Annotated in this window: 21 protein-coding genes and 2 pseudogenes; 7 read left to right on the top strand and 16 right to left on the bottom strand. The window is 75.1% G+C overall.

Annotated elements, in window-relative coordinates; translation table 11 throughout:
• The 3 genes from GA0070611_RS30435 to GA0070611_RS30425 form a co-directional block, all read right to left on the bottom strand.
• A complete protein-coding gene (locus GA0070611_RS30435; protein ID WP_091672042.1) occupies positions 1 to 1338 on the bottom strand; it encodes an MFS transporter in 1338 nt (445 codons plus the stop codon).
• A gap of 69 nt (positions 1339 to 1407) precedes the next feature.
• A complete protein-coding gene (locus GA0070611_RS30430) occupies positions 1408 to 2550 on the bottom strand; it encodes an acyl-CoA dehydrogenase family protein (protein ID WP_091673696.1) in 1143 nt (380 codons plus the stop codon).
• A gap of 20 nt (positions 2551 to 2570) precedes the next feature.
• Positions 2571 to 3107 carry a hypothetical protein gene (locus GA0070611_RS30425; protein WP_091672039.1) on the bottom strand — a complete coding sequence of 179 codons (537 nt, stop codon included), beginning with the start codon at positions 3105 to 3107 and terminating at the stop codon, positions 2571 to 2573.
• A gap of 88 nt (positions 3108 to 3195) precedes the next feature.
• Between GA0070611_RS30425 and GA0070611_RS30420 the strand changes: the two genes are divergently transcribed.
• Positions 3196 to 3849, top strand: coding sequence for a 4a-hydroxytetrahydrobiopterin dehydratase (locus GA0070611_RS30420; RefSeq protein WP_091672037.1), 654 nt, complete (start codon positions 3196 to 3198; stop codon positions 3847 to 3849).
• Positions 3850 to 3905: 56 nt separating this feature from the next.
• Here GA0070611_RS30420 and GA0070611_RS30415 read toward each other — a convergent pair whose 3' ends face one another.
• On the bottom strand, positions 3906 to 4670 hold the full coding sequence (locus GA0070611_RS30415; protein ID WP_269456376.1) for a UdgX family uracil-DNA binding protein: 765 nt from the start codon (positions 4668 to 4670) through the stop codon (positions 3906 to 3908).
• Positions 4667 to 6007 carry an aminotransferase class I/II-fold pyridoxal phosphate-dependent enzyme gene (locus GA0070611_RS30410; protein WP_091672031.1) on the bottom strand — a complete coding sequence of 447 codons (1341 nt, stop codon included), beginning with the start codon at positions 6005 to 6007 and terminating at the stop codon, positions 4667 to 4669. The genes GA0070611_RS30415 and GA0070611_RS30410 overlap by 4 nt, the downstream gene beginning before the upstream one ends.
• A 38-nt stretch (positions 6008 to 6045) precedes the next feature.
• On the opposite strand from GA0070611_RS30410, the gene GA0070611_RS30405 reads away from it, so the two are divergent.
• The gene (locus GA0070611_RS30405; RefSeq protein ID WP_091672029.1) at positions 6046 to 7293 is read left to right on the top strand and encodes a bifunctional pyridoxamine 5'-phosphate oxidase family protein/GNAT family N-acetyltransferase; all 1248 of its coding nucleotides are present in this window, start codon (positions 6046 to 6048) and stop codon (positions 7291 to 7293) included.
• Positions 7290 to 7958, top strand: coding sequence for a leucine efflux protein LeuE (leuE, locus tag GA0070611_RS30400; RefSeq protein WP_091672026.1), 669 nt, complete (start codon positions 7290 to 7292; stop codon positions 7956 to 7958). The genes GA0070611_RS30405 and leuE overlap by 4 nt, the downstream gene beginning before the upstream one ends.
• A 22-nt stretch (positions 7959 to 7980) precedes the next feature.
• Here the strand turns inward: leuE and GA0070611_RS30395 are convergent, their stop codons facing one another.
• From GA0070611_RS30395 to GA0070611_RS30350, 10 genes are all read right to left on the bottom strand, one after another.
• Positions 7981 to 8910 (bottom strand): sporulation protein, encoded by a 930-nt coding sequence (locus GA0070611_RS30395; RefSeq protein WP_091672023.1) that lies wholly within the window; start codon positions 8908 to 8910, stop codon positions 7981 to 7983.
• Positions 8911 to 9167: 257 nt separating this feature from the next.
• Positions 9168 to 10232, bottom strand: coding sequence for a hemolysin family protein (locus GA0070611_RS30390; protein ID WP_091672020.1), 1065 nt, complete (start codon positions 10230 to 10232; stop codon positions 9168 to 9170).
• Between the two features lie 73 nt (positions 10233 to 10305).
• Positions 10306 to 11655 (bottom strand): hemolysin family protein, encoded by a 1350-nt coding sequence (locus GA0070611_RS30385; RefSeq protein WP_091672018.1) that lies wholly within the window; start codon positions 11653 to 11655, stop codon positions 10306 to 10308.
• Positions 11656 to 11827: 172 nt separating this feature from the next.
• Positions 11828 to 12160 (bottom strand): monovalent cation/H(+) antiporter subunit G, encoded by a 333-nt coding sequence (gene mnhG, locus GA0070611_RS30380; protein WP_091672016.1) that lies wholly within the window; start codon positions 12158 to 12160, stop codon positions 11828 to 11830.
• 58 nt (positions 12161 to 12218) lie between these two features.
• On the bottom strand, positions 12219 to 12482 hold the full coding sequence (locus GA0070611_RS30375) for a monovalent cation/H+ antiporter complex subunit F (RefSeq protein ID WP_091672013.1): 264 nt from the start codon (positions 12480 to 12482) through the stop codon (positions 12219 to 12221).
• Positions 12479 to 13132, bottom strand: coding sequence for a Na+/H+ antiporter subunit E (locus GA0070611_RS30370; RefSeq protein WP_407940398.1), 654 nt, complete (start codon positions 13130 to 13132; stop codon positions 12479 to 12481). The genes GA0070611_RS30375 and GA0070611_RS30370 overlap by 4 nt, the downstream gene beginning before the upstream one ends.
• Positions 13129 to 14640 (bottom strand): Na+/H+ antiporter subunit D, encoded by a 1512-nt coding sequence (locus GA0070611_RS30365; protein ID WP_091672010.1) that lies wholly within the window; start codon positions 14638 to 14640, stop codon positions 13129 to 13131. The genes GA0070611_RS30370 and GA0070611_RS30365 overlap by 4 nt, the downstream gene beginning before the upstream one ends.
• Complete coding sequence (locus GA0070611_RS30360) at positions 14637 to 15119, bottom strand: Na(+)/H(+) antiporter subunit C (RefSeq protein WP_091672006.1); 483 nt, start codon at positions 15117 to 15119, stop codon at positions 14637 to 14639. The genes GA0070611_RS30365 and GA0070611_RS30360 overlap by 4 nt, the downstream gene beginning before the upstream one ends.
• Positions 15120 to 15132: 13 nt before the next feature.
• Positions 15133 to 17967: a Na+/H+ antiporter subunit A gene (locus GA0070611_RS30355; protein WP_091673692.1), complete on the bottom strand. Its 2835-nt coding sequence runs from the start codon at positions 17965 to 17967 to the stop codon at positions 15133 to 15135.
• 208 nt (positions 17968 to 18175) lie between these two features.
• Complete coding sequence (locus GA0070611_RS30350) at positions 18176 to 18532, bottom strand: hypothetical protein (RefSeq protein WP_091672004.1); 357 nt, start codon at positions 18530 to 18532, stop codon at positions 18176 to 18178.
• Positions 18533 to 18690: 158 nt separating this feature from the next.
• Here GA0070611_RS30350 and GA0070611_RS32455 point away from each other — a divergent pair.
• The 3 genes and pseudogenes from GA0070611_RS32455 to GA0070611_RS30340 all read left to right on the top strand — a co-directional run.
• Positions 18691 to 19656, top strand: a pseudogene (locus tag GA0070611_RS32455) (DEAD/DEAH box helicase); the annotation flags it as partial.
• A 300-nt stretch (positions 19657 to 19956) separates the two neighbouring features.
• Positions 19957 to 23568: pseudogene (locus GA0070611_RS30345) on the top strand (Lhr family helicase); the annotation flags it as partial.
• A gap of 239 nt (positions 23569 to 23807) precedes the next feature.
• Positions 23808 to 24455 carry a GNAT family N-acetyltransferase gene (locus tag GA0070611_RS30340; protein WP_091671999.1) on the top strand — a complete coding sequence of 216 codons (648 nt, stop codon included), beginning with the start codon at positions 23808 to 23810 and terminating at the stop codon, positions 24453 to 24455.
• Here GA0070611_RS30340 and GA0070611_RS30335 read toward each other — a convergent pair.
• Complete coding sequence (locus GA0070611_RS30335) at positions 24425 to 24982, bottom strand: hypothetical protein (RefSeq protein WP_157740421.1); 558 nt, start codon at positions 24980 to 24982, stop codon at positions 24425 to 24427. The genes GA0070611_RS30340 and GA0070611_RS30335 overlap by 31 nt on opposite strands.
• A 230-nt stretch (positions 24983 to 25212) precedes the next feature.
• Between GA0070611_RS30335 and GA0070611_RS30330 the strand changes: the two genes are divergently transcribed.
• Positions 25213 to 26211, top strand: coding sequence for a GNAT family N-acetyltransferase (locus GA0070611_RS30330; RefSeq protein ID WP_197675825.1), 999 nt, complete (start codon positions 25213 to 25215; stop codon positions 26209 to 26211).
• Positions 26212 to 26218: the final 7 nt, after the last annotated feature.

Below are 26218 nucleotides of genomic sequence, written 5' to 3'. Positions count from 1 at the left end.
TCAGCCTTCCTCGCCGAGAGTGTCGTGCTGCGGACGCCCGGGCCCGCCCGGTGCCGCCGTCGGACGCAACGCTAGCGCCACCAGCGGCACCACCGCGATCGCCGCGAGCAGGGTCAGCGTCGGATATCCCGGACCCCGCACGACAAACCCGCTGACCGCCGCCGCGCCCGCCCCGGCCAGCCCCATGGTCAGGTCGGCGAGCCCCTGCACGCCCGGCCGGGCGTCGGTGGGCACCGACTCGGAGAGCAGGGTCGAGCCGGCCACCATCGTTCCCGACCAGCCCAGCCCGAGCAGCACCAGCCCCACCGCGAGCGGCGGGGTGTGGTGGCCCGCGGTGCCGGCCACGGCACAGGCCGCCAGCAGCAGCGCCACCCCGCCGAGGATCACCGGCCGCCGGCCGGCCCGGTCGGTGAGCCAGCCCACCACCGGGGACAGCGCGTACATGCCGGCGATGTGCAGGCTCAGCACGACACCGACGACGCGCAGCACGTCCGCGTCGGAGTGCCACTCGCCGAGGTACACCGGCGTCATCGACATCACGGCGACCATCACCAGATGGCCCACCGCCACCGCGGCGATGCCGAGGCGGGCCGCCGGGAGCCCGCGTACCGTGCGCCAGGCGGCCAGCACGCCCGGGCCGCCCCGGGCGGTCGCGGCCGGTGCGGCGACCGGGTCGGCCGGGGTGTCGGCCGCCGCCAGCCGACGCGCGGTGAGCAGCGGGTCGGGCCGGAGCCGGACCAGCAGGACGAGGGCGGCGCAGACGAACGCGACGGCGCTGAAGGCGAACGGGCCGGCCAGTTGCGGCAGGCCCCAGCCGGTGGTGACCCGGTCGGCGAGCGCGGCGAAGTTCGGCGCGGCCACCGCGCCGATGGTGGTGGCCCAGACGATCAGCGAGAGCTGGCGGGCCCGGCGCTCCGGCTCGGCCAGGTCGACGGCGGTGTAGCGGGCCTGGAGGTTGGCCGCGGTGCCGCCGCCGAAGAGGAGCATGCCGAGGAAGAGCAGCGGCACCAGGTGGGTCGCGGTGGCGACCACCACGAGCGCGCCGCCGGTCGCCCCGACCAGGTACGCGGTGACCAGGCCCGGCCGCCGGCCCCGGGCCGCCATGATCCGGGTTACCGGTACGGCGAGCAGCGCCGCCCCGACCACCCCGGCGCTCTGCGCCAGCCCGGCCAGCGCGGTGCCGGCGACCCGGGCGGCGAGCAGCGCCCCGACCGAGATGCCGATGGTGACGCCGATGCCGCCGATGATCTGGGTGCAGAACAGCAGCCGCAGCGTCCGCCGCTGGATCGGGGCGACGTCGGGTCGGGCCGGTGCCGGCACGGTCAGGTCGGCGGTCATACGGACACTCCTCGGTAAGGGGTGACCCATCCTCCCGCACCCGACCCGTCGGGCGGGAACCGGTTTCCGCTACAGGCCAAGCCCTCGGCCGATGATCTCCTTCATGATCTCCGTGGTGCCGCCGTAGATGGTCTGCACCCGCCCGTCCAGCCAGGCCTTCGCCACCGGGTACTCCAGCATGAAGCCGTAGCCGCCGTGCAGCTGGACGCAGCGGTCGGCGACCCGGTTCTGCAGCTCGGTCGTCCACCACTTGGCCTTCGCCGCGTCGGTGACCGAGAGCCGGCCGGCGTTGAACTCGGCGACGCAGTGGTTGACGAAGGTCCGCGCGATGGTCACCTCGGTGTCCAGCTCGGCCAGGAGGAACCGGTTGTGCTGGAACCTGCCGATCGGCCGGCCGAACGCCTCCCGGGACCGGACGTGGTCGAGGGTGAGCGCGAGCAGCCGCTCGCAGGCGGCGACCGCCGCCACCGCGATGCTCAGCCGCTCCCGGGGCAGGTTGGCCATCAGGTGGTAGAAGCCGTGGTTCTCGGTGCCGATCAGGTTCCCGACCGGCACCCGACAGTCGTCGAAGAAGAGCTCGGCGGTGTCGTTCGCCTTCAGGCCGACCTTCGCCAGCCGCCGGCCCCGGCTGAAGCCGGGCGTGCCGGTCTCCACCGCCACCAGGCTCACCCCGTGCGCGCCCTGGTCCGGCGCGGTCCGGACGACCACCACCACCAGGTCGGCCAGCTCCCCGTTGGTGATGAACGTCTTCTGCCCGTTGAGCACGTACGTGTCGCCGTCGCGGACCGCGCTGGTGCGGATGCCGGCGAGGTCGCTGCCCGCGCCCGGCTCGCTCATCGCGATGGCGGTGACCAGGTCGCCGGAGCAGAAGCCCGGCAGCCAGCGCTTGCGCTGGTCGTCGGTGGTCAGCTCGGTCAGGTACGGGGCCACCACGTCGTTGTGCAGCCCGAAGCCCAGCCCGGTGCAGCCGGACGCGACGATCTCCTCGTCCAGCACCGCGTTGAACCGGAAGTCCGGCTGGCCACCCCCGCCGTGCTCCGGGTCGACGTCCATGCCGAGCAGCCCGGCCGCGCCCGCCCTGCGCCACACCTCGCGGTCGACGATCCCGTCGTCCTCCCAGCGGGAGTGGTGCGGCACGGCCTCCCGGGCGAGGAACTCACGGCACAGGTCGCGGAACTCGTCGTGGGCGGGCTCGTAGAGATGCTGCTCCATGCCGGCCAGTGTGGCACCGCTCACCCGCCCTGCCCAGAGGCGAGTCGGGCCCGCATCCGGCGGACCGTCCACCCGGTGTACGCGGCGGTCGCGAGCACCGCCACCAGCGCCACCGTGAACCCGGCCGCGGTGGCCCACCGCTGCACGGCGGCGGCGACGGCCGCCAGCGGGACGAGCAGCAGCGCGCCGCCGACCGCGCCGAGCAGCGCGCCCCGGCGCATCGCCGGCAGGTGGTCGACCAGCGCCGCCAGCCCCGCCTCGTCGGCCGGCGGCTCGCCCCGACGGACGGCGGCACGGGCCTGCCGCCAGGCCGCGTCCCGCTCCGCCTCGGCGGGCGTCCGCCGCTGCGGGAGCCAGGTCATGGCGAGGAAGAAGAAACCCCAGACCACCCCCGTGAGCCCGGCCCGTACCACGGCGACCAGGGGCGAGCCGTGCCGCTCGTCGAAGAGGCGCAGCGGCAGCCAGACGACGGTGGCGATCAGCGCGCCCAGCACGTACGGGGCGGGCGCGCCGAGGTGGATCCAGGCTGCTGCCCGGCGGCGGGTGGCGGCGGTCATGCCCGGGGACTACCCGCCGGGCTGCGCCGCCACTCCACTGTGGCGCGTCGCCGGTGGTCCTGTCACAGGGGTACGCCACCATGACGCGATGAGCATCCTCACCGGACGACAGATCGCCGACGAAGGACTGACCGGCTGGACATATCTGCTCGGCGGCCTGCAGACCCGGATCCGGACGCCGGACTTCGCCGCCGGACTGTCGATCGTGGCCGCGATCGGGGCCGAGGCCGAGCGGATGGACCACCATCCCGACCTCGACCTGCGCTACACCCACCTCGACGTGCGCACCTGGTCGCACGACGTGCGCGGGGTGACCGGCCGGGACGTCCGGCTGGCCCGGGCCGTGTCGGCGATCGTCACGGACGCCGGGCTGACCCTGGCGCACGCCGGCCTGTCCCGGCTCGAACTCGCGCTGGACAGTCCCGACTTCGCCGCCGTGCTGCCGTTCTGGCGGGCGGTACTGGCGACCGAGCACCTCGCCGGCCCGGGCTTCGGCGACGAGCTGCGCGATCCGGCCGGCCTGCTGCCCACCGTGTGGTTCCAGCAGTCCGGCCGGGAGGAGCCCCGGCAGCGTTGGCACCCGGACGTCTGGGTCGACCCGGCGGAGGTGCCGGCCCGCCTGGACGCGGCCGTGGCGGCCGGCGGCACGCTGGTCAGCGACGAGGCGGCACCGCACTTCTGGGTGCTCGCCGACCCGGACGGCAACCGGGTCTGCCTCTGCACCTGGCAGGGCCGGGACTGAGGGGCGGGGTGCCGGCCGCGCCGGGGGGAACGCCCGGCCCGGCCCGCCGCACCAGCTCAGCTCAGGGCGCGGGCGGCCACCCTCAGGTCGGCGACGAGCCCGTCGTACGCGATCTCCTGGTTGTCGGCACGCAGCACGGCAGACGGGTGGATGGTGGCCAGCAGCCGGGCCGCGGGAGCGTCGGTGACCCTTCCGGCGCTGTCCACCGGCACCTGGGCGAAGTCCTCGGGGTGCTGGGCCGACGCCGGCCACGGCAGCAGCTCGCCGCGCTGCCGGGTGACCCGGAACGCGGGGCCGAGCAGCGCCTTGGCGGCGGTGGCGCCGAGCACCACCACGATCTCCGGGCGGAGCCGGGCGAACTCGGCGACCAGCCAGGGCCGGCAGGCGGTGATGTGCACCCGGTCCGGGGTCTGGTGGATCCGCCGCCTGCCGCGCAGTTCGAAGCGGAAGTGCTTTACGGCATTAGTAATATATGTCCGACTTACGGGGATGTTGGCGTCGTCCACCGCCCGGCGCAGCACCCGGCCGGCCGGTCCGACGAAGGGCAGGCCCTTCTGGTCCTCCAGGTCGCCCGGCTGCTCCCCGACGAAGACCACCTGCGCGCTCTCGTCCCCCCGGCCGAAGACGGTCTGCGTGGCGTCGCGGTACAGCTCGCAGCCGCGGCAGCCGGCCGCCGCGGCGCGTAGCTGGTCGATGGTGTCCGCCTGCGGCGGGATGAACTCCTGGGCCCCGGGGGCGTTCTCGGTCTCGGCCATGCGCATCGTTCTACCCCGTCGGGCGGTGCGCCCACGCGACCGTCCGGCCCCGGCGCGCCGGGTCAGTAGGCGGCCCCGCCCTCCGTCGGGGGGCGCAGGGCGTGGGCGATGGCGTCGGCCAACGCGGGCAGGTCGGCCTCGTCGAGGGCGCTGACCGTGACCCGGACACCGGGGCCGGCGGCGATCCGGTGCGGCGCGCCCGGGGCGACCGACCAACCGGCGTCGCGCAGCGCGGTGACGGCCAGGGTCTCGTCCGGCACCGGGATCCAGACGTTGATCCCGGTGCGTCCGTGCGCGCGTACCCCGCGTGCGGCGAGGGCGTCGACGAGGCCGGTGCGTCGCCGCTCGTAGCTCTCCCCCGCCCGGTGCACCAGATCGGCGGTGGCCGGGTCGGACCAGAGCGCCAGCACCAGGCGTTGCAGCACGGTGGAGACCCAACCTGCGCCGAGCCGGGACCGGCCCGCCACCCGGGCCACCGTCGCCTCGTCCCCGGCGAGCACCGCGAGCCGCAGGTCCGGCCCGTAGGGCTTGCTCACCGACCGGACGAAGGCCCACGCCGGGGTCGCCCCGGCGAGCGGGTGCAGGGGTACGCGGGCCAGCTCGGCGGCGTGGTCGTCCTCGATCAGCAGCAGGTCGGCGCGGCCGGCCAGCAGGGCACGCAGGGCCCGGGCCCGCCCGGCGGAGACCGCCGCGCCGGTCGGGTTCTGCGCCCGGCTGGTGACGATCAGGGCGCGCACCCCGGCGGCGAGGGCGGCCCGGACGCCCGGCTCGGTGGGGCCCTCGTCGTCGACGGGCACCCCGACGACGCGCAGGCCCAACGCGGCGATCAGGTCGAGCACGCTGGCCCAGCCCGGGTCCTCGACGGCGACCGCGTCACCGGGGCGCAGGTGGGCGGCGAGCAGGCGTTCGATGCCGTCCAGCGCGCCGCCGGTCACGGTGATCTCCTCGGCCGGCACCCCGTCGGCGGCCAACCGCTCGCGGGCGGCGGCGGCCAGGTCGGGCAGGGCGCTGCTCGCCGGATAGCCGTCGGGGGATCCGACGCGGGCGGCGAGCGTCGCCAGGTGCGGGCCGAGTGGCGGCAGCAGCCGGGCGTCGGGGTGGCCGGTGGAGAGGTCACGGGTGCCGGGCGGCGGCGGGGGCCGCAGCGCGGAGCGGCGGGTGGCCACGGGCGGGCGGGGCCGGACCCGGGTGCCGTGCCGACCGGCGGTGACGACGACGCCCCGCCGGCGCAGCTCCTGGTAGGCCTTGGCCACGGTGGCCGGGCTGACGCCCAGGTGACCGGCGAGGGTCCGGACGGCGGGCAGGGGGTCGCCGGGAGCGAGCGCGCCGGCCCGGACACCGGCCTCCACGCTGACCGAAATGGCCGCCGACGTCGTACCCGAGATCTGATAATGTGCTGCCACAGTTCGGGGATTGTACTAGAACAAAGGTGGGATGTGCCATGTACGCCGCGACCGAACGCACCACCGCCACCCGCTCCCGCGACCGGATGCACTACGACCGGGCCACCGCGCACGCCCTGCTCGACGAGGCGTACCACTGCGCGCTGGCGTTCACCGTCGACGGCGAGCCGCGCGTCCTGCCCACCCTGCACGTCCGCCTCGACGACACGCTCTACCTGCACGGCTCCACCGGCAGCCGGCCGCTGCTGGCCGCCCGGGGCGACGCCGGCCTGCCGGTCTGCGTCGCGGTGACCCACCTCGACGGGCTGGTCCTCGGCCGCTCCCAGTTCCACCACAGCGCCAACTACCGCTCGGTGGTCGCGCACGGCACCGCCCGGCTGGTCACCGACGAGGCGGAGAAGAACCGGGTGCTCACCGCGCTGGTGGAGAAGGTGGCCACCGGCCGCAGCGCGGACAGCCGGCCGCCGACCCGCCGCGAGCTGGCCGAGACGGCGGTGCTGGCGCTGCCGCTGCGCGAGGTGTCGGTCCGGATCCGCGAAGGTGGGGTACGCGACGAGCCCACCGACCTCGACCTGCCCCACTGGGCGGGCGTGCTGCCGCTGCGGCTCACCGCCGGGCTGCCCGAGCCGGACGCCGGGGTGACCGCGCCGCTGCCCGGGTACCTGCGGCCGGCCCGCTCCCCCTGGCTGGAGCCGGTGGTGCTGCGCGGCGAGCACGTGGTGCTGGAGCCGCTCGACGAGTCGCACGCCGAGGAGCTGTACGCCGCCCTCGACGACGACGAGGTCTGGCGGTACGTCGGCAGCCCTCGCCCCGGCTCGGTGGAGGCGATGTACGACCACGTCCGGTCCGCCCGGGCGGCCCACCACCGTGGCGTACGCGTGCCCTGTGTGCAACGCTGCGCGGTGACGGGGGCGGTGGTGGGCACCACCTCCTACTACCAGCCGGACGAGGAGCTGCGCGCGGTGGAGATCGGCTTCACCCAGCTCGGCCGGGCCTGGTGGCGTACCGGGATCAACACCGAGGCGAAGCTGTTGCTGCTCACCCGGGCCTTCGAGGAGCTGGACGCGGTCCGGGTCACCTGGCAGACCAGCACCCTGAACGCCCGGTCGCAGCGGGCCATCGAACGCCTCGGCGCGACCCGGGAGGGGACGCTGCGGTCCAACCGGCGGCGCGCCGACGGCAGCTGGCGGCAGTCGGCGCTCTACTCGATGCTCGCCGAGGAGTGGCCGAACGCACAGGTCGCGCTGCGGGAAAGGCTTCGCCCCGCGGCATCCGTGGCGTCATGATGGCCGGCGTGCTGGGCATCACCGACATCTGGACGTACCTGCTGGGGACCGTGGCCATCGTGCTGCTGCCCGGGCCGAACTCGCTCTTCGTGCTCTCCACCGCCGCCAAGCGCGGGGTGGCGGCCGGCTACCGGGGTGCGTGCGGCGTGTTCGTCGGCGACTCGGTGCTGATGATCCTCTCCGCCGCCGGGGTGGCGTCGTTGCTGAAGGCGTACCCGCCGCTCTTCCTGGTGGTCAAGTACGCCGGCGCCGCGTACCTCGGTTATGTCGGGCTGACCATGCTGCGCGGCGGCTGGCGGCGCTGGCGCGACCGCAACGACCCCAGCACGCCGCGGCTGATCGACGCGGCGGAGCCGGCGGCGCTGCGCAGCCCGTTCCGCAAGGCGCTGGTGATCAGCCTGCTCAACCCGAAGGCGATCCTCTTCTTCATCTCCTTCTTCATCCAGTTCGTCGACCCCGGGTACGCCTGGCCGGCGTTGTCGTTCCTGCTGCTCGGGTTGATCGCCCAGGTCACCAGCGCGCTCTACCTGACCGCGCTGATCTTCGCGGGCACCTTCCTGGCGGCCCAGTTCCAGCGCCGGCGGCGGCTCGCCGCCGGCGCCACCACCGGGGTCGCCGTGCTCTTCCTCGGCTTCAGCCTGAAGCTCGCCACCGCCTCGGTCTGACCGACCCGGCGCGGGCCGACGCTCAGGTGCCGTCGCCGCCACCACCGCCGCCGCCGACGCCCGCGCCCCCGGCGGTGCCGCCCAGGCCGTAACCGGGCGCGACCGGCTGGTCCGGCGGACGGCTGACGTGCGCCGACTCGCGGATCGCCGCGGACCAGTCGGCGTGCGCGGCCGCGGCGGCGTGCCGGTTGATCGCGTGCCGCAGCCAGCCGTCCACGGTCGCCACCCAGTCCCGCCGCTCGTCGCCGGCGTGCCAGGCCCGGAACCGGCTGATGCTCTGGTGGGTGACCCCGGCCAGGGAGAGCCGGCGGTCCAGCCAGAACAGCACCTCCAGCCCGGCCGTGTTGGTCACGAAGATCACCTCCAGCTCGGTGATCGGCCCGGCGTAGAGCGGGGCCACCCAGTAGCCCAGCCGCTCGTGGAACGGCAGCGTCTGCTCCACCCCGGGCAGCAGGCCCTGCTGGAGACCGGCCTGGCGCATCACGAAGCCCAGGGCGTCCAGCGCGGCGAGCACGTGCTGCTGGGTCGGCAGCGGGTGCACGAAGACCGGCACCATCTCGCCCTGGTCCAGGTCCGGGTCGACCGACACCTCGGTGCGCAGCCCGGTCCGCAGGCTCAGCAGCGGCACGCCCCCGAAGATGGTCACCGGCGTCTCCCAGGGCAGCGGGTACGCGAACTCGACGGCCCGCCGGCGGCCGGCCGGCACCACGAACCGACCGGCGATCGGCACCTGGTGGTACTGCACCAGCCGGCGCGGCGCCCCCGGGTCCTCCGGCTCCACCTGGGCGACCAGCCCGAGCCGGAGGTGCCGGACCGCGACGTCCTCACCCCCGGCGGCCAGCGTCACCCGGCCGGGCAGGCGCAGCCCCGGGCGGGTGCTCGGGTTGGGCAGTGTGGTGGTCACCGAGAGACCGGTCCAGGCCGACTCCGACGACACCCCGGTCAGCCGCACCCCGTCCTCCTCCCGTGCCCGTGGGCCCGCGTCCGTGCCCGTGGTGCCGCTTTCCCGCTCACCGGTCCGCCACGCCCGCTCGCCCGGGCGCAGGTCAGCCGGACCAGGCCACGCCGTGCGGTCCGAGCCACCTCGGGGCGCGCGCGGCGCGGTCCACCACCCGCCGGGCGGAGACGAGCCGGCCGCCGGGTCACGGAGGACCCGGCGGCCGGATGGAAGACGCCCGCGGAGCGCGGCCCCGAACGAGGCGCGAAATATCAGCGCAGCCGACGGCCGCGCGGCACCGGGTCGGTCTCGTCGTCGAACTCGCCGATGACCTCCTCCAGGAGGTCCTCCAGCGCGACGAAGCCGATCGGCCGGGTGGGGCCGCCGCCGTTGCGGACCAGCGCCAGCTGGGCCTGCCGGCCCCGCATCGCGGCCACCGCCTCGGTGACGGTGGCCTCCCCGGGCAGGGTGAACGCCGGCGTCATCAGCTCGTCGGCGGTCGCCGGGCGGCCGGTGGTGACCGCGCGGACCGCCTCGCGTACGTGCACCAGGCCGCAGACCTCGCCGCCGGTGTCGACCACGGCCAGCCGGGACCGGCCGCTGTCCCGCGAGACGTGCTCGATCCGCTCGGCGGTGTCCTCCCGCCGGACCGTGACGATCCGGTCGAAGGGTTCCATCACCTGCGCCACGGTGGTGCCCTGCAACTCCAGCATGCTGGTCAGCATCTGGTGCTGCTCGGCCCCGAGCAGCCCGTGCTCGCGGGACTGTTCCAGCAGGATGCGCAGCTCGTCCGGGCCGTGCACCTGGGCGAGCTGGTCCTGCTGGCGTACCCCGACCAGGCGCAGCACCGCGTTGGCGAGCGCGTTGAGCGCCGAGAGCACCGGGCGGGCGATCCGGGCGAAGGCCCGGAACGGCAGCGCCAGCAGCATCGCGGAGCGCTCCGCGTCGGTGATCGCCCACGACTTCGGGGCCATCTCGCCGACCACCAGGTGCAGGAAGGTCACCAGGGCCAGCGCGAAGAGCAGCCCGACCAGGTGGCTCACCGCGTCCGGCAGCCCGACCGCGTGCAGCAGCGGGCTGAGCAGCCGCTCGATGGCCGGTTCGGCGAGGGCACCGAGGCCCAGGGTGCACAGCGTGATGCCCAGCTGCGCGCCGGCCAGCATCAGGCTCAGCTCCCGGACGCCGTCCAGCGCCGCCCGGGCCGCCCGGCCGCCACCGGTGGCCAACTGCTCCAGCCGGTAGCGCTTGGACGCGACCAGGGCGAACTCGGCCGCCACGAAGAACCCGTTCAGTGCCAGCAGCACCACGGAGACGAACAACGCCAACCCCGGGCTCATGCCGTCACCTCGCTGCGCTCGGCGCCGTCATGAGCCGGACGACCGAGCCTGCTGATTCGCTCGCTCCGCTCGCTCATGCCGCCTCCTCCCCGCGCTCGGCGGTCCGCAGGCGGACCGAGTCCGCCACGTGCCGGTCCACCGCGAGCACCTCGACCAGGGCGCGCGGCTCGGCGTGCGACTCCTCGCCGTCCGTGGCGAGCGCGATCTCCAGCCGGTCACCCACCTCGGGCACCCGGCCCAGCTCCCGCATGACCAGCCCGGAGAGGGTGTCGTACTCGGGCGCCTCGGGCAGCGCGATGCCGGTGCTGTCGGCGACCTCGTCGATCCGCCAGCGGGCCGGCACCACCCAGGAGCCGTCCTCCTGCCGGGCCGGGGCGCGCTCCGGCGGGTCGTCCTCGTCCCGGATCGGCCCGACCAGTTCCTCGGCGATGTCCTCCAGGGTGATCACCCCGGCGAAGCCGCCGTACTCGTCCACCACGCAGGCGAGCTGCCGGTGCCCGACCCGCAGCCGGTCCAGCACCGTCGGCAGCGGCAGCGTCTCCGGCACCAGCAACGGGGGTACGGCCACCGCGGCCACCCGGGTGGTGGCGCGCTCGGCCGGGGGTACGCCCAGCACGTCGGCGATGCCGACGACGCCGATCAGGTCGTCCACGCCCTCGGCGCCGCGCACCGGGAAGCGGGAGTGGCCGGTGTCGAGCAGCTCGACGACCCGGCTGACCGGTTCGTCGGCCCGGACGGTGTGCACGTGGACCCGGGGCACCATGGCCTCCCCGGCGGTCAGCTCCCGGAAGTCGAGACCCCGGTCGAGCAGGTCCGACATGGTGGCGTCGAGGTGCCCCTCCTCCCGGGACTCGGCGATGATCTGTTCCAGGTCCTCCGGGGTGGCGCCGCTGGGCAGCTCCTCGATCGGCTCGATGCCGACCCGGCGCAGCAGCCGCACGGCCGCCCGGTCGAACAGGGTGATCAGCGGCCCGGCGATCCGCAGGTAGATCAGGGTGGACCGGGCCAGCGCCCGGGCCAGCGGCTCCGGCCGGGCGATGGCGAGGTTCTTCGGGGCCAGCTCGCCGAGGACCATCTGCACGACGGTGGCGATGATCAGGGCGAGCGCCACCGACAGCGGCAGCGCCACCGTGGCGGAGACCCCGGCGACGCCGAGCAGGTCGGCCAGCCCGGCGCCCAGGTACGGCTCGGCGGCGTAACCGACCAGCAGGGCGGTCACGGTGATGCCGAGCTGCGCGCCGGAGAGCATGAAGGAGAGCCGCCCGGTCACCTCCAGGGCGCGGGCGGCGGCCTGGTCGCCGTTGTCGGCGAGCTGCTTGAGCTTGCCCCGGTCCACGGCGACGTAGCCGAACTCCTGCGCCACGAAGTAACCGGTGGCGGCGGTGAGCACGATGATGAGGACGAGTCCGACGACGATCAACACGGGAGGCTCAGGGCTCCCGGGGTCGTCGGGGCGAGGGATTGCCGGGCACGACCCGGCTGGCTACTGCTGCCCTCCTGGGCAGAGGAGTCGATCATGTAGCCATTTTATCGGCGTCCGCTGGGCGTTCGCTGAAGGTGTGACCAGAGGGGCCACCGGGGTGATCCGAGCCTGGTCAACGCCCGGCCAGCTCGTCGGTGTCCAGCAGCTCCCGGTTCACCCGCCCGGCGCGGTAGGCGGCCCGACCGATCATCTGCGCGGCGACCGGCGCGGTGGCCAGCTGGAAGATCGCCACCAGCGCGATCATGCCCAGGTCGGCCGGCGTCCGCAGCCGCAGCGCCAGCCCGAGCAGGAGCAGCAGGGTGCCGAGCACCTGGGGTTTCGTGGCCGCGTGCATCCGGTCCAGGACGTCGGGGAAGCGCAGCACGCCGATCCCGGCGGCCAGGCTGAGCAGGGCCCCGGCCAGCAGGCAGGCCGCGCCCGCCCAGTCCGCCACCACCCCCGTCACGCGGCACCGCCCTTCGCTCGCGACTGCGGGGCTCGCAGGACCGGCTCACTCCTCGCGCTCACGCTTCCTCCCGGACCGCGAAGCGGACCAGCGAGACCGAGCCGACGAAACCGAGCAGGGAGAGCACCACCAGCACCGGCAGCGTGGTGGGGTGGCCGTTGACCGCCGCCTCGGCGCCCACCGCGCCGAGCATCGTGGAGAGCAGCAGGTCGGCGGCGACGACCCGGTCCAGCAGCGACGGCCCCCGGTAGATCCGGGCCAGGGCGAGCAGCGCGGTGACCGAGAGCAGCCCGGTCAGCGCCACGGCGAGGAAGATGGTCACGGTGCGGTCCTCCGGTCGACGGTTTCGGTGTGCAGCCGGCGTACCTCCTCGGCGGAGCCGACGGCGCGGACCACGCGCCGCTCGACGGCGAGGATGCGGTCCCGGCCGGCGGTCAGGTCCGCCGGCCCGCGCACGTCGAGCACGTGCACGTAGAGCACGCCGTGGTCCCGGTCCACCTCCAGGATCAGGGTGCCCGGGACCAGCGAGATCACCTCGGCGGTGAGCGCGAGGTTGAGGTCGGTGCGGATGCGCAGCGGGACCGCGATGATCGCCCCACGCGGCCGGTAGCCGGGGCGCACCGCGATCGCGGCGACGTGCACGCTGGCGCTCACCAGTTCTGCGACGAAGGTGACCGCCAGCACCAGCAGCGCGCCGGGGCGGACCCGGCCGCCGAAGGTGACCGGCGGGAGCGGGAAGAAGACCAGCACCGCCGCGCCGACCAGCAGCCCGCCGAGCAGGTTGCCCCAGGAGACGTCCCCCCAGAGCAGCAGCCAGACGACGACCAGCCAGCCGAGCGCGACCGCCTGGTCCCGGCGGCGCCCGCCGCGGCCGACCGCGGGCGCGGGCGGCCCCTCGGCGTCCACCGGCGGCCGCCCGGCCGGTGCGGGGAGATCACCCGCCGGGGGTACGGGCGGCAGGTCGTCGGTCACCGTGCCTCCACCGGCAGGACGGCCCGCACGTACGGGGAGCGCTGGCGCAGGTCGGTGGCGGCGTCCGCGGTGACCCGGAAGAGCGGCCCGGCGGCCAGGGTCAACGCCAGGCCGAGCAGCACCAGGGCGGTGGTCGCGCCGACCATCAGCCCGGGCAGCTTGACGGTGGGGTGGGTGGTGGCCAGCCGCGGGGACCGCCAGAACGCGATGTTCCACACCCGGGAGGCGGCGTAGAGGGTGAGCAGGCTGGTCAGCGTGCCGGCGCCGACCAGCACGGCGGGCAGCGCGCCGCCGGCCGCCAGGCCGGCCTGGAGCAGGCCCAGCTTGCCGAGGAAGCCGGAGAAAGGCGGGATGCCGGCCAGGTTCATCGCCGGTACGAAGAAGAGCACCGCGAGCAGCGGCGCGACCCGGGCCAGCCCGCCGAGGCGGCGCAGGTCGGTGCTGCCGGCCCGCTCCTCGACCAGGCCGGCCACCAGGAAGAGGGTGGTCTGCACGGTGATGTGGTGCACCACGTAGAAGATCGACCCGGACAGGCCGGCGACGCTGCTCAGTGCCACCCCGAAGATCATGTAGCCGATGTGGCTGACCAGGGTGAAGGAGAAGAGCCGCTTCATGTCGGACTGGGCCACCGCGCCCAGGATGCCGACCACCATGGTCAGTCCGGCCACCACCATGAGCAGGTCGGAGACCTGGCCACCGGGGAAGAGCAGGGTCTCGGTGCGGATGATCGCGTACACGCCGACCTTGGTGAGCAGGCCGGCGAAGACCGCGGTCACCGGGGCCGGCGCGGTCGGGTAGCTGTCCGGCAGCCAGGCGGAGAGCGGGAAGACGGCCGCCTTGATGCCGAAGGCGAGCAGCAGCATCAACTGCAACCCGAGGCGGACCCCGTCGGGCAGGGCGTCCAGCCGGCCGGCGAGCTGGGCCAGGTTGAGGGTGCCGGTGGCCGCGTAGACCAGCCCCAGCGCGGCCAGGAAGATCATCGAGGAGAGCATGCTGACCAGCACGTACGTCGAGCCGGTGCGGATCCGCACCTCGGTGCCGCCGAGCGTGATCAGCACGAAGCTCGCCGCCAGCAGGATCTCGAAGCCGACGAAGAGGTTGAACAGGTCCCCGGCCAGGAAGGCGTTGGTGACGCCGGCGGTGAGCACCAGGTAGGTGGGGTGGTAGATGCTCACCGGGGCGCTCTCGCTGGTCTCCCCCCGGCCCTGCCCGATGGAGTAGAGCAGCACGCAGAGCGTCACCGCCGAGGACACCACCAGCATCAGCGCGGCCAACTGGTCGGCGACCAGCACGATGCCGACCGGGGGCGGCCAGCCGCCCACCCTCACCACCACCGGCCCGTGCCGGTACGCCTCGACCAGCAGCACCACCGCCACCGCCAGCGTGACGCCGAGGCAGAGCACGCTGACCGAGCGCTGCACCCGGGGCCGGTTGGTCAGGATCAGGGTGAGCGCGGCCCCCAGCAGCGGCACCACCACCGGCAACGGCACCAGCCCGTACGTGCTCATGGTTGCTGTCCCCGGCGGCGCAGCCGACGCCGGGCCGGCTCCGGGTCCACCTGCTCCGGGTCGCCGTCCGGCCCCTCGCCGCCCAGGTCGGCGGTGGCCACCTCGTTGCGTTCGGCGAGCCGGACGATCTGCCGGTCCTCCAGGTCGTCCTGCACCTCGTCGTCGCCGGTGAGGTACCAGCTCCGGTACGCGACGGCCAGCAGGAACGCGGTCAGCCCGAAGGTGATCACGACGGCGGTGAGCACCATGGCCTGCGGCAGCGCGTCGCTCATCGCGGCCGTCGGCGCGGTGCCGACCAGCGGCGCGGCCCCGGACCTGCCGCCGAGCAGGATCAGCAGGTTCACCCCGTTGCCGAGCAGGATGACGCCGAGCAGGATCCGGGTCAGGCTGCGCTCCAGCAGCAGCGTGACACCGGTGGCGACGAGCACCCCGACGGCGAGCACCAGGACCAGGGTGGGTCCGGCCGCGCCCCGGGTCATGCCGCCCCGGCCGTCACGTCCGGTCCCCTTCCCGCTCGACCACCAGTCCCCGGGACGGCTCGCCGGCCGCCTCGACGTGCCGGTCCACCTCGGCCCCGAGGCTGCGCAGGATGTCCAGCACCAGGCCCACCACGACCAGGTAGACGCCGATGTCGAAGAAGAGCGACGTGACCAGGTAGAAGTGGCCGACCAGCGGCAGCCAGAGGTTCACCTTGACGCTCTGCAGCACGTCGCCGCTGAGCAGCAGCCCCAGCACGCCGGTGCCGACGGAGACGCCCAGCCCCGCGCCGAGCACCGTGCCCGCGCCGACCGGGGCGGCCTCGGCCAGCTCGTACCGACCGCCGGCCAGGTAGCGCAGGGCCAGCGCGAGGCCGGCGACCAGACCGCCGGAGAAGCCGCCGCCCGGGGCGTTGTGCCCGGAGAAGAGCAGGAACAGCGAGAAGAGCAGCACGGTGTGGAAGATCAGCCGGGTGACCACCTCGAAGACGATCGAGCGGCGGCGCGCGTGCAGGGTGGTCCCGCCGCGCAGCCACACCGTGCGCCGGTCCGCCCGGGGGGCGGTGGGGCGGGGCCGGCGGGGGCGGGGCCCGGTCCGGGACCGTTCGAAGATCAGGCTGGCCACCCCGGTCGCGGTCACCACCAGCACCGCGATCTCACCCATGGTGTCCCAGGCGCGGATGTCGACCAGGGTCACGTTCACCACGTTGCGGCCGTAGCCCTGGGCCACCGCCAGCTCGGGGAAGGCGGCCGAGATGGACGGCACCCGGCGGGCCCCCGACGCGGCCAGCGCGAGCCCGGCCAGCACCAGTCCGGCGGCCACGCCGATGCCCCGCCGGACCCAGCGGCTGCGCCGCAGCGGGCGGGCCGAGAAGCGTTCCGGCAGCCGGCGCAGCACCAGCACGAAGACCGCGATGGTGGCGGTCTCCACCAGGAACTGGGTGAGCGCCAGGTCGGGCGCGCCGTAGAGCACGAACATCATCGCGGTGCCGTAGCCGGTGACCCCCACCAACAGCATCGCGGTGAGCCGGCGGCGGGCCCCGACGGCGAGCAGGGCGGCCACCGCGATCACCAGGCAGACCAGGAGTTGCACCGGGCTGTCCCAGAGCGCGATCCCGGTCCGCCAGGGGCGGCTGAGCAGCATCGCCGCGCCCGGCACCAGCACCAGCGCGAGCAGGACCGTGCCCAGGTACTGCGGCAGCGAGCCGCGCTGGGTCGCGCCGGTGACCTCGATGGCGACCCGGTCGAAGCGGTGCGTCACCCACTCGTACCCCTGGTTGCCGCCGACCGGGATCCGCAGCCGGGCCAGCGCCGGGGCGAGCGGGCCCCGGGCCAGGTGCAGCAGCACGCCGCCGCCGATGGCGACGGCGGACAGGCCCAGCGCCAGGGTCGGTCCGTGCCAGAGCGCCAGGCCCTCCTCGACCGGGCCGAAGAGTTCGGCGTACGGGCGCAGCAGCGCGCCGAACGGACCGGCCGCCACGCCCGCCGCCAGCCCGGCCAGGGCCAGCAGCGCGGCGGGCACCACCATCGCGGCCGGCGGCCGCTCGATCCCGGTGGTCGGCACGCCGGGCCGGGTGGCGAACGCCCCCCAGAGGAACCGGACGCTGTACCCGACGGTGAGCGCGATGCCGGCCACCAGCACCGCCAGCACCAGCGGCCGGTCCGTGAACGCGGCGAGGACCGCCTCCTTGGCGACAAAGCCGAGCAGCGGCGGCAGTCCGGCCATCGAGGCGGCCGCGAGGGTGGCGACCCCGGCGAGCAGCGGCGCCTCCCGGCCCACCCGGGACAGCTCCCGCAGGTCCCGGCTGCCGGCGCCGTGGTCCAGGGCGCCGACGACGAGGAAGAGCGCCGCCTTGAACAGCGCGTGCGCGGCCAGCAGGGCGACGCCGGCCAGCGCCGCCTGCGGGGTGCCGACACCCAGCACCACGGTGAGCAGGCCGAGCTGGCTGACCGTGCCGTACGCCAGCAGCAGTTTCAGGTCCGTCTGGCGCAGCGCCGCCCAGCCGCCGGCGACCAGGGTGACCAGCCCGGCGACGGTGGTCACCGGTCGCCACGGCCCGGCGTGCGCGAGCACCGGGCCGAGCAGGCCGACCAGGAAGACGCCGGCCTTCACCATGGCCGCCGCGTGCAGGTACGCGCTGACCGGCGTGGGTGCCGCCATCGCCACCGGCAGCCACGCGTTGAAGGGGAACACCGCCGACTTGGCCAGCGCCCCGGCGAGCACCAGCAGCACGGCGGTGACCAGGTACCCGCCGCCGGGCAGCGGGGCGGCGGCGATCGTCGACCACCGGTAGCCGCCGGCGTGCTGGCCGAGCAGCAGGAACCCGACCAGCATGGCGAGCCCGCCGAGGGTGGTGACGGTCAGCGCCTGGGCGGCCGCCCAGCGGCTGGACCGGCGCTCCGTGCTGTGCCCGATCAGCAGGTACGAGAAGACCGTGGTCAGCTCCCAGAAGACGTAGAGCAGCAGCAGGTCGTCGGAGATCACCAGGCCGACCATCGCCCCGGCGAAGGCGACCATGACCCCCGCGAAGCGGGCCAGCCCCGCCGAGCCGGCGTGGAAGTAGCGGGCCGAGTAGACCAGCACCAGCGCGCCCACGCCGCCGACCAGCAGCAGCATCAGCCAGCCCAGGGTGGTGACCCGCAGCGCCAGGTCGAACCGCAGCTGGGGGATCCACGGGTACGTCTCGACCACCGCGCCGCCGTCGCGGACCGCGCCGGTGTGCGCGACCGCCCAGCCGAACGTGGCGGCGGGGGCCAGCGCGAGCGGGTAGCAGGCGCGCGGACCCCACCAGCGGACCAGCAGCGGCGCCAGCAGGGCCGCCATCAGGTGCAGGATCAGCAGGACGAGCACGCGCACTCCCGGTCGAGCTGGCAGCGCACGCCGGCACGCTGCGGCCACGACCGATCAGACCCTGCCCCGCCCCTCCCCCGCGCCCTTTTCCGAAAACCCACCCGCCCCGCCGGTCGCATTGATCAAGGAGTTCGGGTCAGGTTGGCTGTCGGCGCTGACGCAAACCCCTTGATCCGTTCGATGGGGGGGTGTGAGGGAGGGCGGCGGGTCAGGGGTGGGTGGGCTCGGGTTCGCGGCGGGGGTCGACCAGGAGGTCGGGGCGGCCGAGCTGGCGGACCACCTTGTTGACCACCCGCTGGGCGGCGGCGAGGGAACGCACCGGCAGGTGCTGGCCCCGGCTCTCGCGGCGCAGCACGAAGTAGTGCACGGCGGCGCGGACCAGCCCACGGTCGGCCGCGCTGGAGTGGGCGGTGGCCACCACCAGCTCACGCAGGCAGCGGGCGAGTTGCTCGGCGAGTTCCAGCTCGGGGCCGTGCAGGCCGGCGCGGAGCGTGGCGAGGTGGCTGTCGACCTTACGGATGAGCACGTCGGTCCCGGGCCCGGAGCCGCGCTCCTCGACGATCATCCATGCCCTCCGCCCGCCGTTGCGTTGCGAGTGAAGTTACTTTATGTTGCACAGCACAAGCAAGCAGTTAAGTAAGACTTAACGCAGGTAACACCCGAAACGCCGCGTAGAGCGTCGAGCCGGACAGAACCCCGCCGGCGCGCGGAGTGAATGTCGGAGTGGCGGGGCAGGATGGAGGCGTGGCGGACGAGGTGGACCGGGGCGCGGCCCTGTCGGAATTCGGCGCGGCGACCCGGGAGTGGTTCGCCGCCGCGTTCGCCGCCCCCACCGCTGCCCAGGCCGGCGCCTGGCGCTCCGTCGCCGCCGGACGCAACGCCCTCGTGGTCGCCCCGACCGGCTCCGGCAAGACCCTGGCCGCCTTCCTCTGGTCGCTCGACAAGCTGGCCAAGGAGCCACCACCGGCCGAGGCGCGGCACCGCTGCCGGGTGCTCTACGTCAGCCCGCTCAAGGCGCTCGCCGTCGACGTCGAGCGCAACCTGCGCGCCCCGCTCACCGGCATCCGGCAGGCCGCCACCCGGCTCGGCCTCACCCCGCCCGACATCACCGTCGGCATGCGCACCGGCGACACCCCGGCCGACGAGCGGCGGGCCTTCGCCCGTACCCCGCCGGACATCCTGATCACCACCCCGGAGTCGCTCTTCCTGCTGCTCACCTCCGCCGCCCGCGACTCGCTGCGCGGCGTGCGCACGGTCATCGTCGACGAGGTGCACGCGGTCGCCGGCACCAAGCGCGGCGCCCACCTGGCGCTCTCCCTGGAACGGCTCGACGCGCTGCTGGAGACCCCGGCCCAGCGGATCGGCCTCTCCGCCACCGTGCGACCGATCGACGTCTGCGCCCGCTTCCTCGGCGGGGCCCGCCCGGTCGACGTGGTGCAGCCGGCCAGCAGCAAGACCATCGAGGTCAGCGTGCAGGTGCCGGTGGAGGACATGACCCGCCTCGACGAGCAGGAGCCGGAGGACGACCTCGGCGGCCCCGGCCCGCGCCGGGCGTCCATCTGGCCGGCGGTCGAGGAACGGGTCTTCTCGCTGATCCGCGCCCACCGGTCCACCATCGTCTTCACCAACTCCCGGCGCAGCGCCGAGCGACTCTGCGCCCGCCTCAACGAGCTGGCCGCCGAGGAGATCGAGGCGTCACTCGCGCCGGACGGCAGCCGCACCGCTGGAGGCGGCCAGCCGGTGCGCGTAGCCGAGCTGTTGTCGGGGCCGGACGGCCCGCCGCCCGGCGACGGCGGCCCGGCGGACGGACCCGGCCCGGCCTCCCACGACGGGACCACGACCGGCGGGCCCGGCCCGGACCGGCGCGACGGTACCACGACCGGCGGACCCGGCCCGGGCTCCGGCGACGGGCCGACGGCGGGGGACGCCGGGACGGGCTCCGGTGGGACGGGTCGTCGGCGGGGCGGGCCGGGTGGCGGCGGGTTCGGCGGGCCGGTGGGGCCGTTGCGGGCGCCCCGTCAGCCGGCCGAGGTGATGGCGCAGGCCGGAGCGGCGGCGGGCGCGCCCCCGGTGATCGCCCGGGCCCACCACGGCAGCGTCTCCCGGGAGGAGCGCAAGCACATCGAGGAGGCGCTCAAGTCCGGGCAGCTGCCCGCCGTGGTCGCCACCTCCAGCCTGGAGCTGGGCATCGACATGGGCGCGGTCGACCTGGTCGTGCAGATCGAGGCCCCGCCCAGCGTGGCGGCCGGCCTGCAACGGGTCGGCCGGGCCGGGCACCAGGTGGGCGCGGTGTCGCGCGGCGTGGTCTTCCCGAAGCACCGCGGAGACCTGCTCTCCTGCACGGTGGTCGCGGAGCGGATGGCCGAGGGCGCCATCGAGGAGCTGCACTACCCGCGCAACCCGCTCGACGTGCTGGCCCAGCAGATCGTCGCGATGGTCGCGCTGGAGCCGTGGCGGCTCGGCGACCTGGCGGTGCTGGTCCGCCGGGCGGCGCCCTTCGCCGAGCTGCCCGACTCGGCGTTGCACGCGGTGCTCGACATGCTCTCCGGGCGCTACCCGTCGACCGCCTTCGCCGAGCTGCGGCCCCGGCTGGTCTGGGACCGGGCCACCGACGTGCTCACCGGCCGGCCCGGGGCCCAGCGCCTCGCGGTGACCAGCGGCGGCACCATCCCGGACCGGGGCATGTTCGGCGTCTTTTTGGCCGGTGCGGAACGCGCCGCCCGGGTCGGCGAGCTGGACGAGGAGATGGTCTACGAGTCGCGGGTCGGCGACGTGTTCCTGCTCGGCTCGTCCTCCTGGCGGATCGAGGAGATCACCCCCGACCGGGTGCTGGTCTCCCCCGCTCCCGGCCAGGCCGCCCGGATGCCGTTCTGGAAGGGCGACCAGCTCGGCCGGCCGGTGGAGCTGGGCCGGGCCATCGGGGCCCGGGTCCGCGCGTTGCTGCGGCAGAGCGACACCGACGCCCTCGCCGCCCTGCGCGCCGGTGGCCTGGACGACTGGGCGGCCGGCAACCTGCTGGCCTACCTGCGCGAGCAGAAGACCGCCACCCGTTCCCTGCCGGACGACCGGACGGTGGTGGTCGAGCGGTTCCGCGACGAGCTGGGCGACTGGCGGCTCGCCGTGCACTCGGTGCTCGGGGCCCGGGTCAACGGCCCGTGGGCGCTCGCGATCGGCCGCCGGCTCGCCGAACGGTACGGGGTGGACGCCCAGGTGATGCCCTCCGACGACGGCATCGTGGTGCGGCTGCCGGACACCGCCGAGGAGCCGCCCGGCGCCGACGTGGTGGCCTTCGAGCCCGACGAGATCGCCCAGCTCGTCGAGGAGTCGGTGGGCACCTCGGCGCTCTTCGCGTCCCGGTTCCGCGAGTGCGCGGCCCGGTCCCTGCTGCTGCCCCGCCGCGACCCGCGTCGCCGGCAGCCGCTCTGGCAGCAGCGGCAGCGGGCCGCGCAACTGCTCGACGTGGCCCGCGAGTACGCCGACTTCCCGGTCACCCTGGAAGCCGCCCGGGAGTGCCTCCAGGACGTCTTCGACCAGCCGGCCCTGGCCCAGCTGATGCGCGACCTGGCCGCCCGCAAGGTGCGCCTGGTCGAGGTGGAGTCCGAACGCCCGTCGCCGTTCGCCCGCTCGCTGCTCTTCGGCTACGTCGGCGCGTTCCTCTACGAGGGCGACGCCCCGCTGGCCGAACGCCGGGCCGCCGCGCTGGCGCTCGACTCGGGACTCCTCGGCGAGTTGCTCGGCCGGGTGGACCTGCGGGAGCTGCTCGACCCGGCGGTGCTCGCCGAGACCGAGCGGCAGCTGCGCTGGCTGACCGAGCAGCGCCGCCCGCGCGACGCCGAGGACGTGGTGGAGCTGCTGCGGGTCGTCGGTGACCTGAGCGAGGCCGAGCTGGCCGAGCGGGGCGTACCGGCCGACTGGCTGACCGAGCTGGTGGCGGCCCGGCGGGTGCTGCCGGTCCGGATCGCCGGTGAGGAACGCTGGACCGTCATCGAGGACGCGGCCCGACTGCGCGACGCGCTCGGCGTGGCGCTGCCGGTGGGGGTGGCCGAGGCATACCTGGCGCCGGTCGCCGACCCGCTCGGCGACCTGGTCACCCGGTACGCCCGCACCCACGGCCCGTTCGCGGCGGCCAGCTGCGCCGCCCGGTTCGGGCTCGGCGTCTACGTGGTCGAGCAGGCGCTGCGCCGGCTGGCCGGCAGCGGCCGGGTGGTCTCCGGTGAGTTCGCCCCGGACAGCGTCGGCACCCAGTGGTGCGACGCCGAGGTGCTGCGCCTGCTGCGCCGCCGGTCGCTGGCCGCGCTGCGCCGGGAGATCGAACCGGTGCCGCCCCGGGCGCTCGCCCGGTTCCTGCCCCGCTGGCAGCAGGTCGGTTCGTCGGCCCGGGGCGTGGAGGCCCTGGCCGCCGCCGTCGAGCAGGTGCAGGGCGTGGCCGTGCCCGCGTCCGCGCTGGAACGCCTGGTGCTGCCCGCCCGGGTCGCCGACTACTCCCCCGCCCAGCTCGACGAGCTCTGCGCCAGCGGCGAGGTGGTCTGGGCCGGCGCGGGAGCGATCTCCGGCGGGGACGGCTGGGTGACCCTCGCGTACGCCGACGTCGCGCCCCTGCTGCTGCCCCCGCCCGACGACGCGCTCACCCCGACCCCGCTGCACGAGGCCCTGCTGGACGCGCTCGGCGACGGGCAGGCGCTCTTCTTCCGCTCGCTGTCGGACCGGGTCGGCTCCACCGACGACACCGCGCTGGCCGCCGCGCTCTGGGACCTGGTCTGGGCCGGGCACCTCACCAACGACACCCTCGCCCCGCTGCGGGCGGCGCTCGGCGGTGGCGGGGCGCACCGGTCCCGGCCGAGCGCGCCGCGCACCCGCTACCGCCGACCCGGCCGGGTGGCGCTGCCCGCCCGTAGCGGCCCGCCCACGGTGGCCGGGCGCTGGTCCCGGCTGCCCGAGCGCGACCTCGATCCGACCCGCCGCGCCGCCGCCCTCGCCGACCTGCTGCTGGAGCGGCACGGCGTGGTGACCCGGGGCGCGGTCGTGGCCGAGCAGGTGACCGGCGGCTTCGCCGGTGTCTACCCGGTGCTGTCCGCACTGGAGGAACGCGGGGCGGCCCGCCGCGGCTACTTCGTCGAAGGGCTGGGCGCGGCCCAGTTCGCCGTGCCCGGCGCGGTGGACCGGTTGCGTGCCCTGGCCGACCCCGCCGACGGTGGGCGGGACCGGGGCGGCCCGGCCGTGGTGCTCGCCGCCACCGATCCGGCCAACCCGTACGGCGCGGCGCTGCCCTGGCCGGACCGGGTCGTCGACTCCGGCGACGGCAGCGCCCCGGCCACCGGGCACCGGGCCGGGCGCAAGGCCGGCGCCCTGGTCGTCCTGGTCGGCGGCGACCTGGCGCTCTACGTCGAGCGGGGCGGCCGGACCATCCTCTCCTTCACCGACGAGCCGGACGCCCTCACGGCGGCCGGCAAGGCGCTCGCCGACGCCGTGCACTCCGGGGCGCTCGGCGCGATCTCGGTGGAACGCGCCGACGGCGAGGCCGTGCACTCCTCACCGCTGCGCGACGCGCTCACCGCCGCCGGCTTCCGCCCCACCCCTCGCGGCCTGCGCCTGCGCAGCTGACGCCCGCGTCCGTCCACCCCCGCCCCGTAGCCAGCCGGGCGCTGCCCCGCCCCGTCGCACCGGGACGACCCCGCGCGCCCTGGCGCGGCCGCGGCGTGCTCCGGCGCGGCGGGTCGCCCGAGCGCGGACCGGGCCGCCGGGATTACGGTGGTCCCGCAGGACGGCGGAGGGTGCCCGACAACCGCGCGCCCGGACCGCGCGGGGCGCACGACGACCGCATCGGTGGAGAAGGCAGGGCGATGACGTCGATCGAGGTACGGGCCGCCCGGCCCGACGACCGGGCGGACGTGGCGACGCTGCACCACCGCGAGTGGGGCGGCCCGTACGTGGTGGTCCACGACACCCGGTACGACCTGCGCGAACTGCCCACGCTGGTGGCGGTGGACGATGCGGGCGAGCTGGCCGGGGCACTGGTGCACCGGCTCGACGGGGACGGCTTGGAGGTGGTGAGCCTGGCGGCCACCCGTCCCGGGTCGGGTGCCGGCACCGCCCTGCTGGCCGCCGCCGAGGCGGTGGCGCGCGCCGCCGGGGCGGCCCGGCTGTGGCTGGTCACCACCAACGACAACCTCTCGGCGCTCCGGTTCTACCAGCGTCGTGGGCTGCGCCTGGTGGGGGTGGACGCCGGTGCCGTGGACCGGGCCCGTGCGGTGAAGCCGTCCATCCCCTGGGTCGGGGAGGACGACATCCCGCTCCACGACGAACTGCGACTGGAGCGCCGGCTGTCACCGACGCAGGACGAGTCCCCGACCCGGCACGCGCCCCCGGTCCAGGACGCATCCCCGACCCGGGTCGTCCCCACGAACCAGGACACGCACGCGCCACAGGACACGCACGCGCCACAGGACACCCGACCGGCTCAGGAGAGCTTGTCGAGCACCTCGTCGTAGCGCTTGCGCTCGGCGACGGAGGTGCCGGTGCCGACGAAGTTGAGCACGACCGCGCCGTTGCGGTACGCCTCCGTGCTCCACTGGTCGGCCTGGTCACCCGCGCCGGCCGGGTCGGCGAAGACGTACACGCTGACGGCGGTGGTGGTGATCAGCTCGGCGCAGCCGACGCCCAGGCCGTCCGGTCCACAGTCGGCGGAGCGGTCCCGCACGTTGGTCACCTTCAGGCCGGCGGCCTTGAACGCGTCCACGACCTTGCGGGCGGACGGCGTACCGGTGGGCCGGCTCGGCCGTACCCACGGCGGGTTGGCCTTGTTCGCGGGCGGGCGCTGCTCGGTCTTCCCCTGCTGTCCGGCGGGGGCTTCCGGGGCGGCCTGCGCTGCGGCGGCGGCGCGGCTGGCCGGGGCCTTGGGGCGGCCGTCGGCCCAGGTGGCGCCGTCCTGGTCGGCGGAGTCCTTGCCGCAACCGGCCAACCCGAGTGCGATCACGACGGCGGCGGCGGCGGACAGCATGCGAAGGCGTTTCGTCACTCCGGCAGTGTGCCGAATCCCGGGGCGTACCGGCACCGGCCGGTCGGGCGATCACGGATGGCGGTCCGTGGCGTTCGGTCCACCCACCAGCCGTCGGGACACTGCCGTGACGCAGGATGAGGCTCCCAGGTGCTCATCGTCGGCCGCTACCGACCAGCGTCACCACACCCCGCCGAGACCAGACGGCAGGTGCCACCGGTCGAGGGTCAGAATGGCATGTGATCAGTCGTGTGGCAGCAGGCGACGTTCGGCTCTTCGATCGCGCCTTGGACAGGTTCGGGGCAGTGTCGGGCGGTGGCCGCGCGTTCCTGGGAAGTCCGTCCGCGTTGGCCTTCGTGGCCGCCGAGCGTGACGAGGTTCTCGGATGGTGCTGGGGCTACCACTTGATCCGACCGGACAACGCTTCGATGCTCTACCTGCATCGCCTGGAAGTGGCGCAGGAGCACCGCCGTCGGGGCATCGGTGGGGCCCTGCTCCGCGCATTCATGTCGGCCGGCGCGCAGGCCGGTGCCAGCAGGATGTTCTTGACGACGGGCGAGGCCAACGGCCCCGCGCGGGCGCTGTACGAGTCGTTGGGCGGCGGGCTGGCCGCCCAGGGTCCCACGGTCAGTTACTGGTTCCCGTTGGAGCCGGCCGCGGCGGCGTCAGCCGGTCCCGTACCGGGCGCGGGAGCCGTTCAGCGCTCCGAGTGTCGAGCCCTGCTGCTCACCGGCGACGCCGGGGTGGGGAAGTCGACGGTGGCGGACGCGGCCGGTCAGGTGCTGACCGCAGCCGGCCACGTCACCGCCGTCGTCGACACCGACCTACTGGCTCAGTTCGGGCCTCCCCCGTTCCCGGGCCCTGCCGGCCGACGGGGGTATGACGACCTGAAGTGCGCCAACCTTGCCTCGGTATGGGCGAACTTCAAGGCCGCCGGGGCGCGGTTCGTCGTCGTCGCGGCCGCCATCGACAGCATGGCTCAGCGGCAACGGTATGCGGAGAGTCTGGCGGGCTGTGACCTCAGCGTGGTCAGGCTGATCGCTGATGTCGACACCGTTCGCGCCCGGCTGTGCCGGCGGGACACCGGACCGAAGCTCGACCGGCACCTGCGGGCGCTGGCCCGGTCCCGGTCCGCTCCGCGCGAGGACGCCGTTGCGGACTTCACGATCACGAACGATCGCACCCCCGCTGAGATCGCCGCCGACGTCCTCGCCCGATCGGGGTGGGTGGATCTGCCGAGTGGCACCTAGGGCGACA

This window comes from Micromonospora auratinigra (assembly GCF_900089595.1).
Classification (GTDB): domain Bacteria; phylum Actinomycetota; class Actinomycetes; order Mycobacteriales; family Micromonosporaceae; genus Micromonospora; species Micromonospora auratinigra.
Note: the sequence above shows the minus strand (reverse complement) of the source record. Positions and strands in the feature narration are given on the sequence as shown.

What these genes read in the sequence shown, in the direction of transcription:
- GA0070611_RS30435 (WP_091672042.1), bottom strand. Translation starts at nt 1,338, where the DNA reads ATGACCGCCGACCTGACCGTGCCGGCACCGGCCCGACCCGACGTCGCC.
- GA0070611_RS30430 (WP_091673696.1), bottom strand. Translation starts at nt 2,550, where the DNA reads ATGGAGCAGCATCTCTACGAGCCCGCCCACGACGAGTTCCGCGACCTG.
- GA0070611_RS30425 (WP_091672039.1), bottom strand. Translation starts at nt 3,107, where the DNA reads ATGACCGCCGCCACCCGCCGCCGGGCAGCAGCCTGGATCCACCTCGGC.
- GA0070611_RS30420 (WP_091672037.1), top strand. Translation starts at nt 3,196, where the DNA reads ATGAGCATCCTCACCGGACGACAGATCGCCGACGAAGGACTGACCGGC.
- GA0070611_RS30405 (WP_091672029.1), top strand. Translation starts at nt 6,046, where the DNA reads ATGTACGCCGCGACCGAACGCACCACCGCCACCCGCTCCCGCGACCGG.
- leuE (WP_091672026.1), top strand. Translation starts at nt 7,290, where the DNA reads ATGATGGCCGGCGTGCTGGGCATCACCGACATCTGGACGTACCTGCTG.
- GA0070611_RS30390 (WP_091672020.1), bottom strand. Translation starts at nt 10,232, where the DNA reads ATGAGCCCGGGGTTGGCGTTGTTCGTCTCCGTGGTGCTGCTGGCACTG.
- GA0070611_RS30365 (WP_091672010.1), bottom strand. Translation starts at nt 14,640, where the DNA reads ATGAGCACGTACGGGCTGGTGCCGTTGCCGGTGGTGGTGCCGCTGCTG.
- GA0070611_RS30360 (WP_091672006.1), bottom strand. Translation starts at nt 15,119, where the DNA reads ATGACCCGGGGCGCGGCCGGACCCACCCTGGTCCTGGTGCTCGCCGTC.
- GA0070611_RS30350 (WP_091672004.1), bottom strand. Translation starts at nt 18,532, where the DNA reads ATGATCGTCGAGGAGCGCGGCTCCGGGCCCGGGACCGACGTGCTCATC.
- GA0070611_RS30340 (WP_091671999.1), top strand. Translation starts at nt 23,808, where the DNA reads ATGACGTCGATCGAGGTACGGGCCGCCCGGCCCGACGACCGGGCGGAC.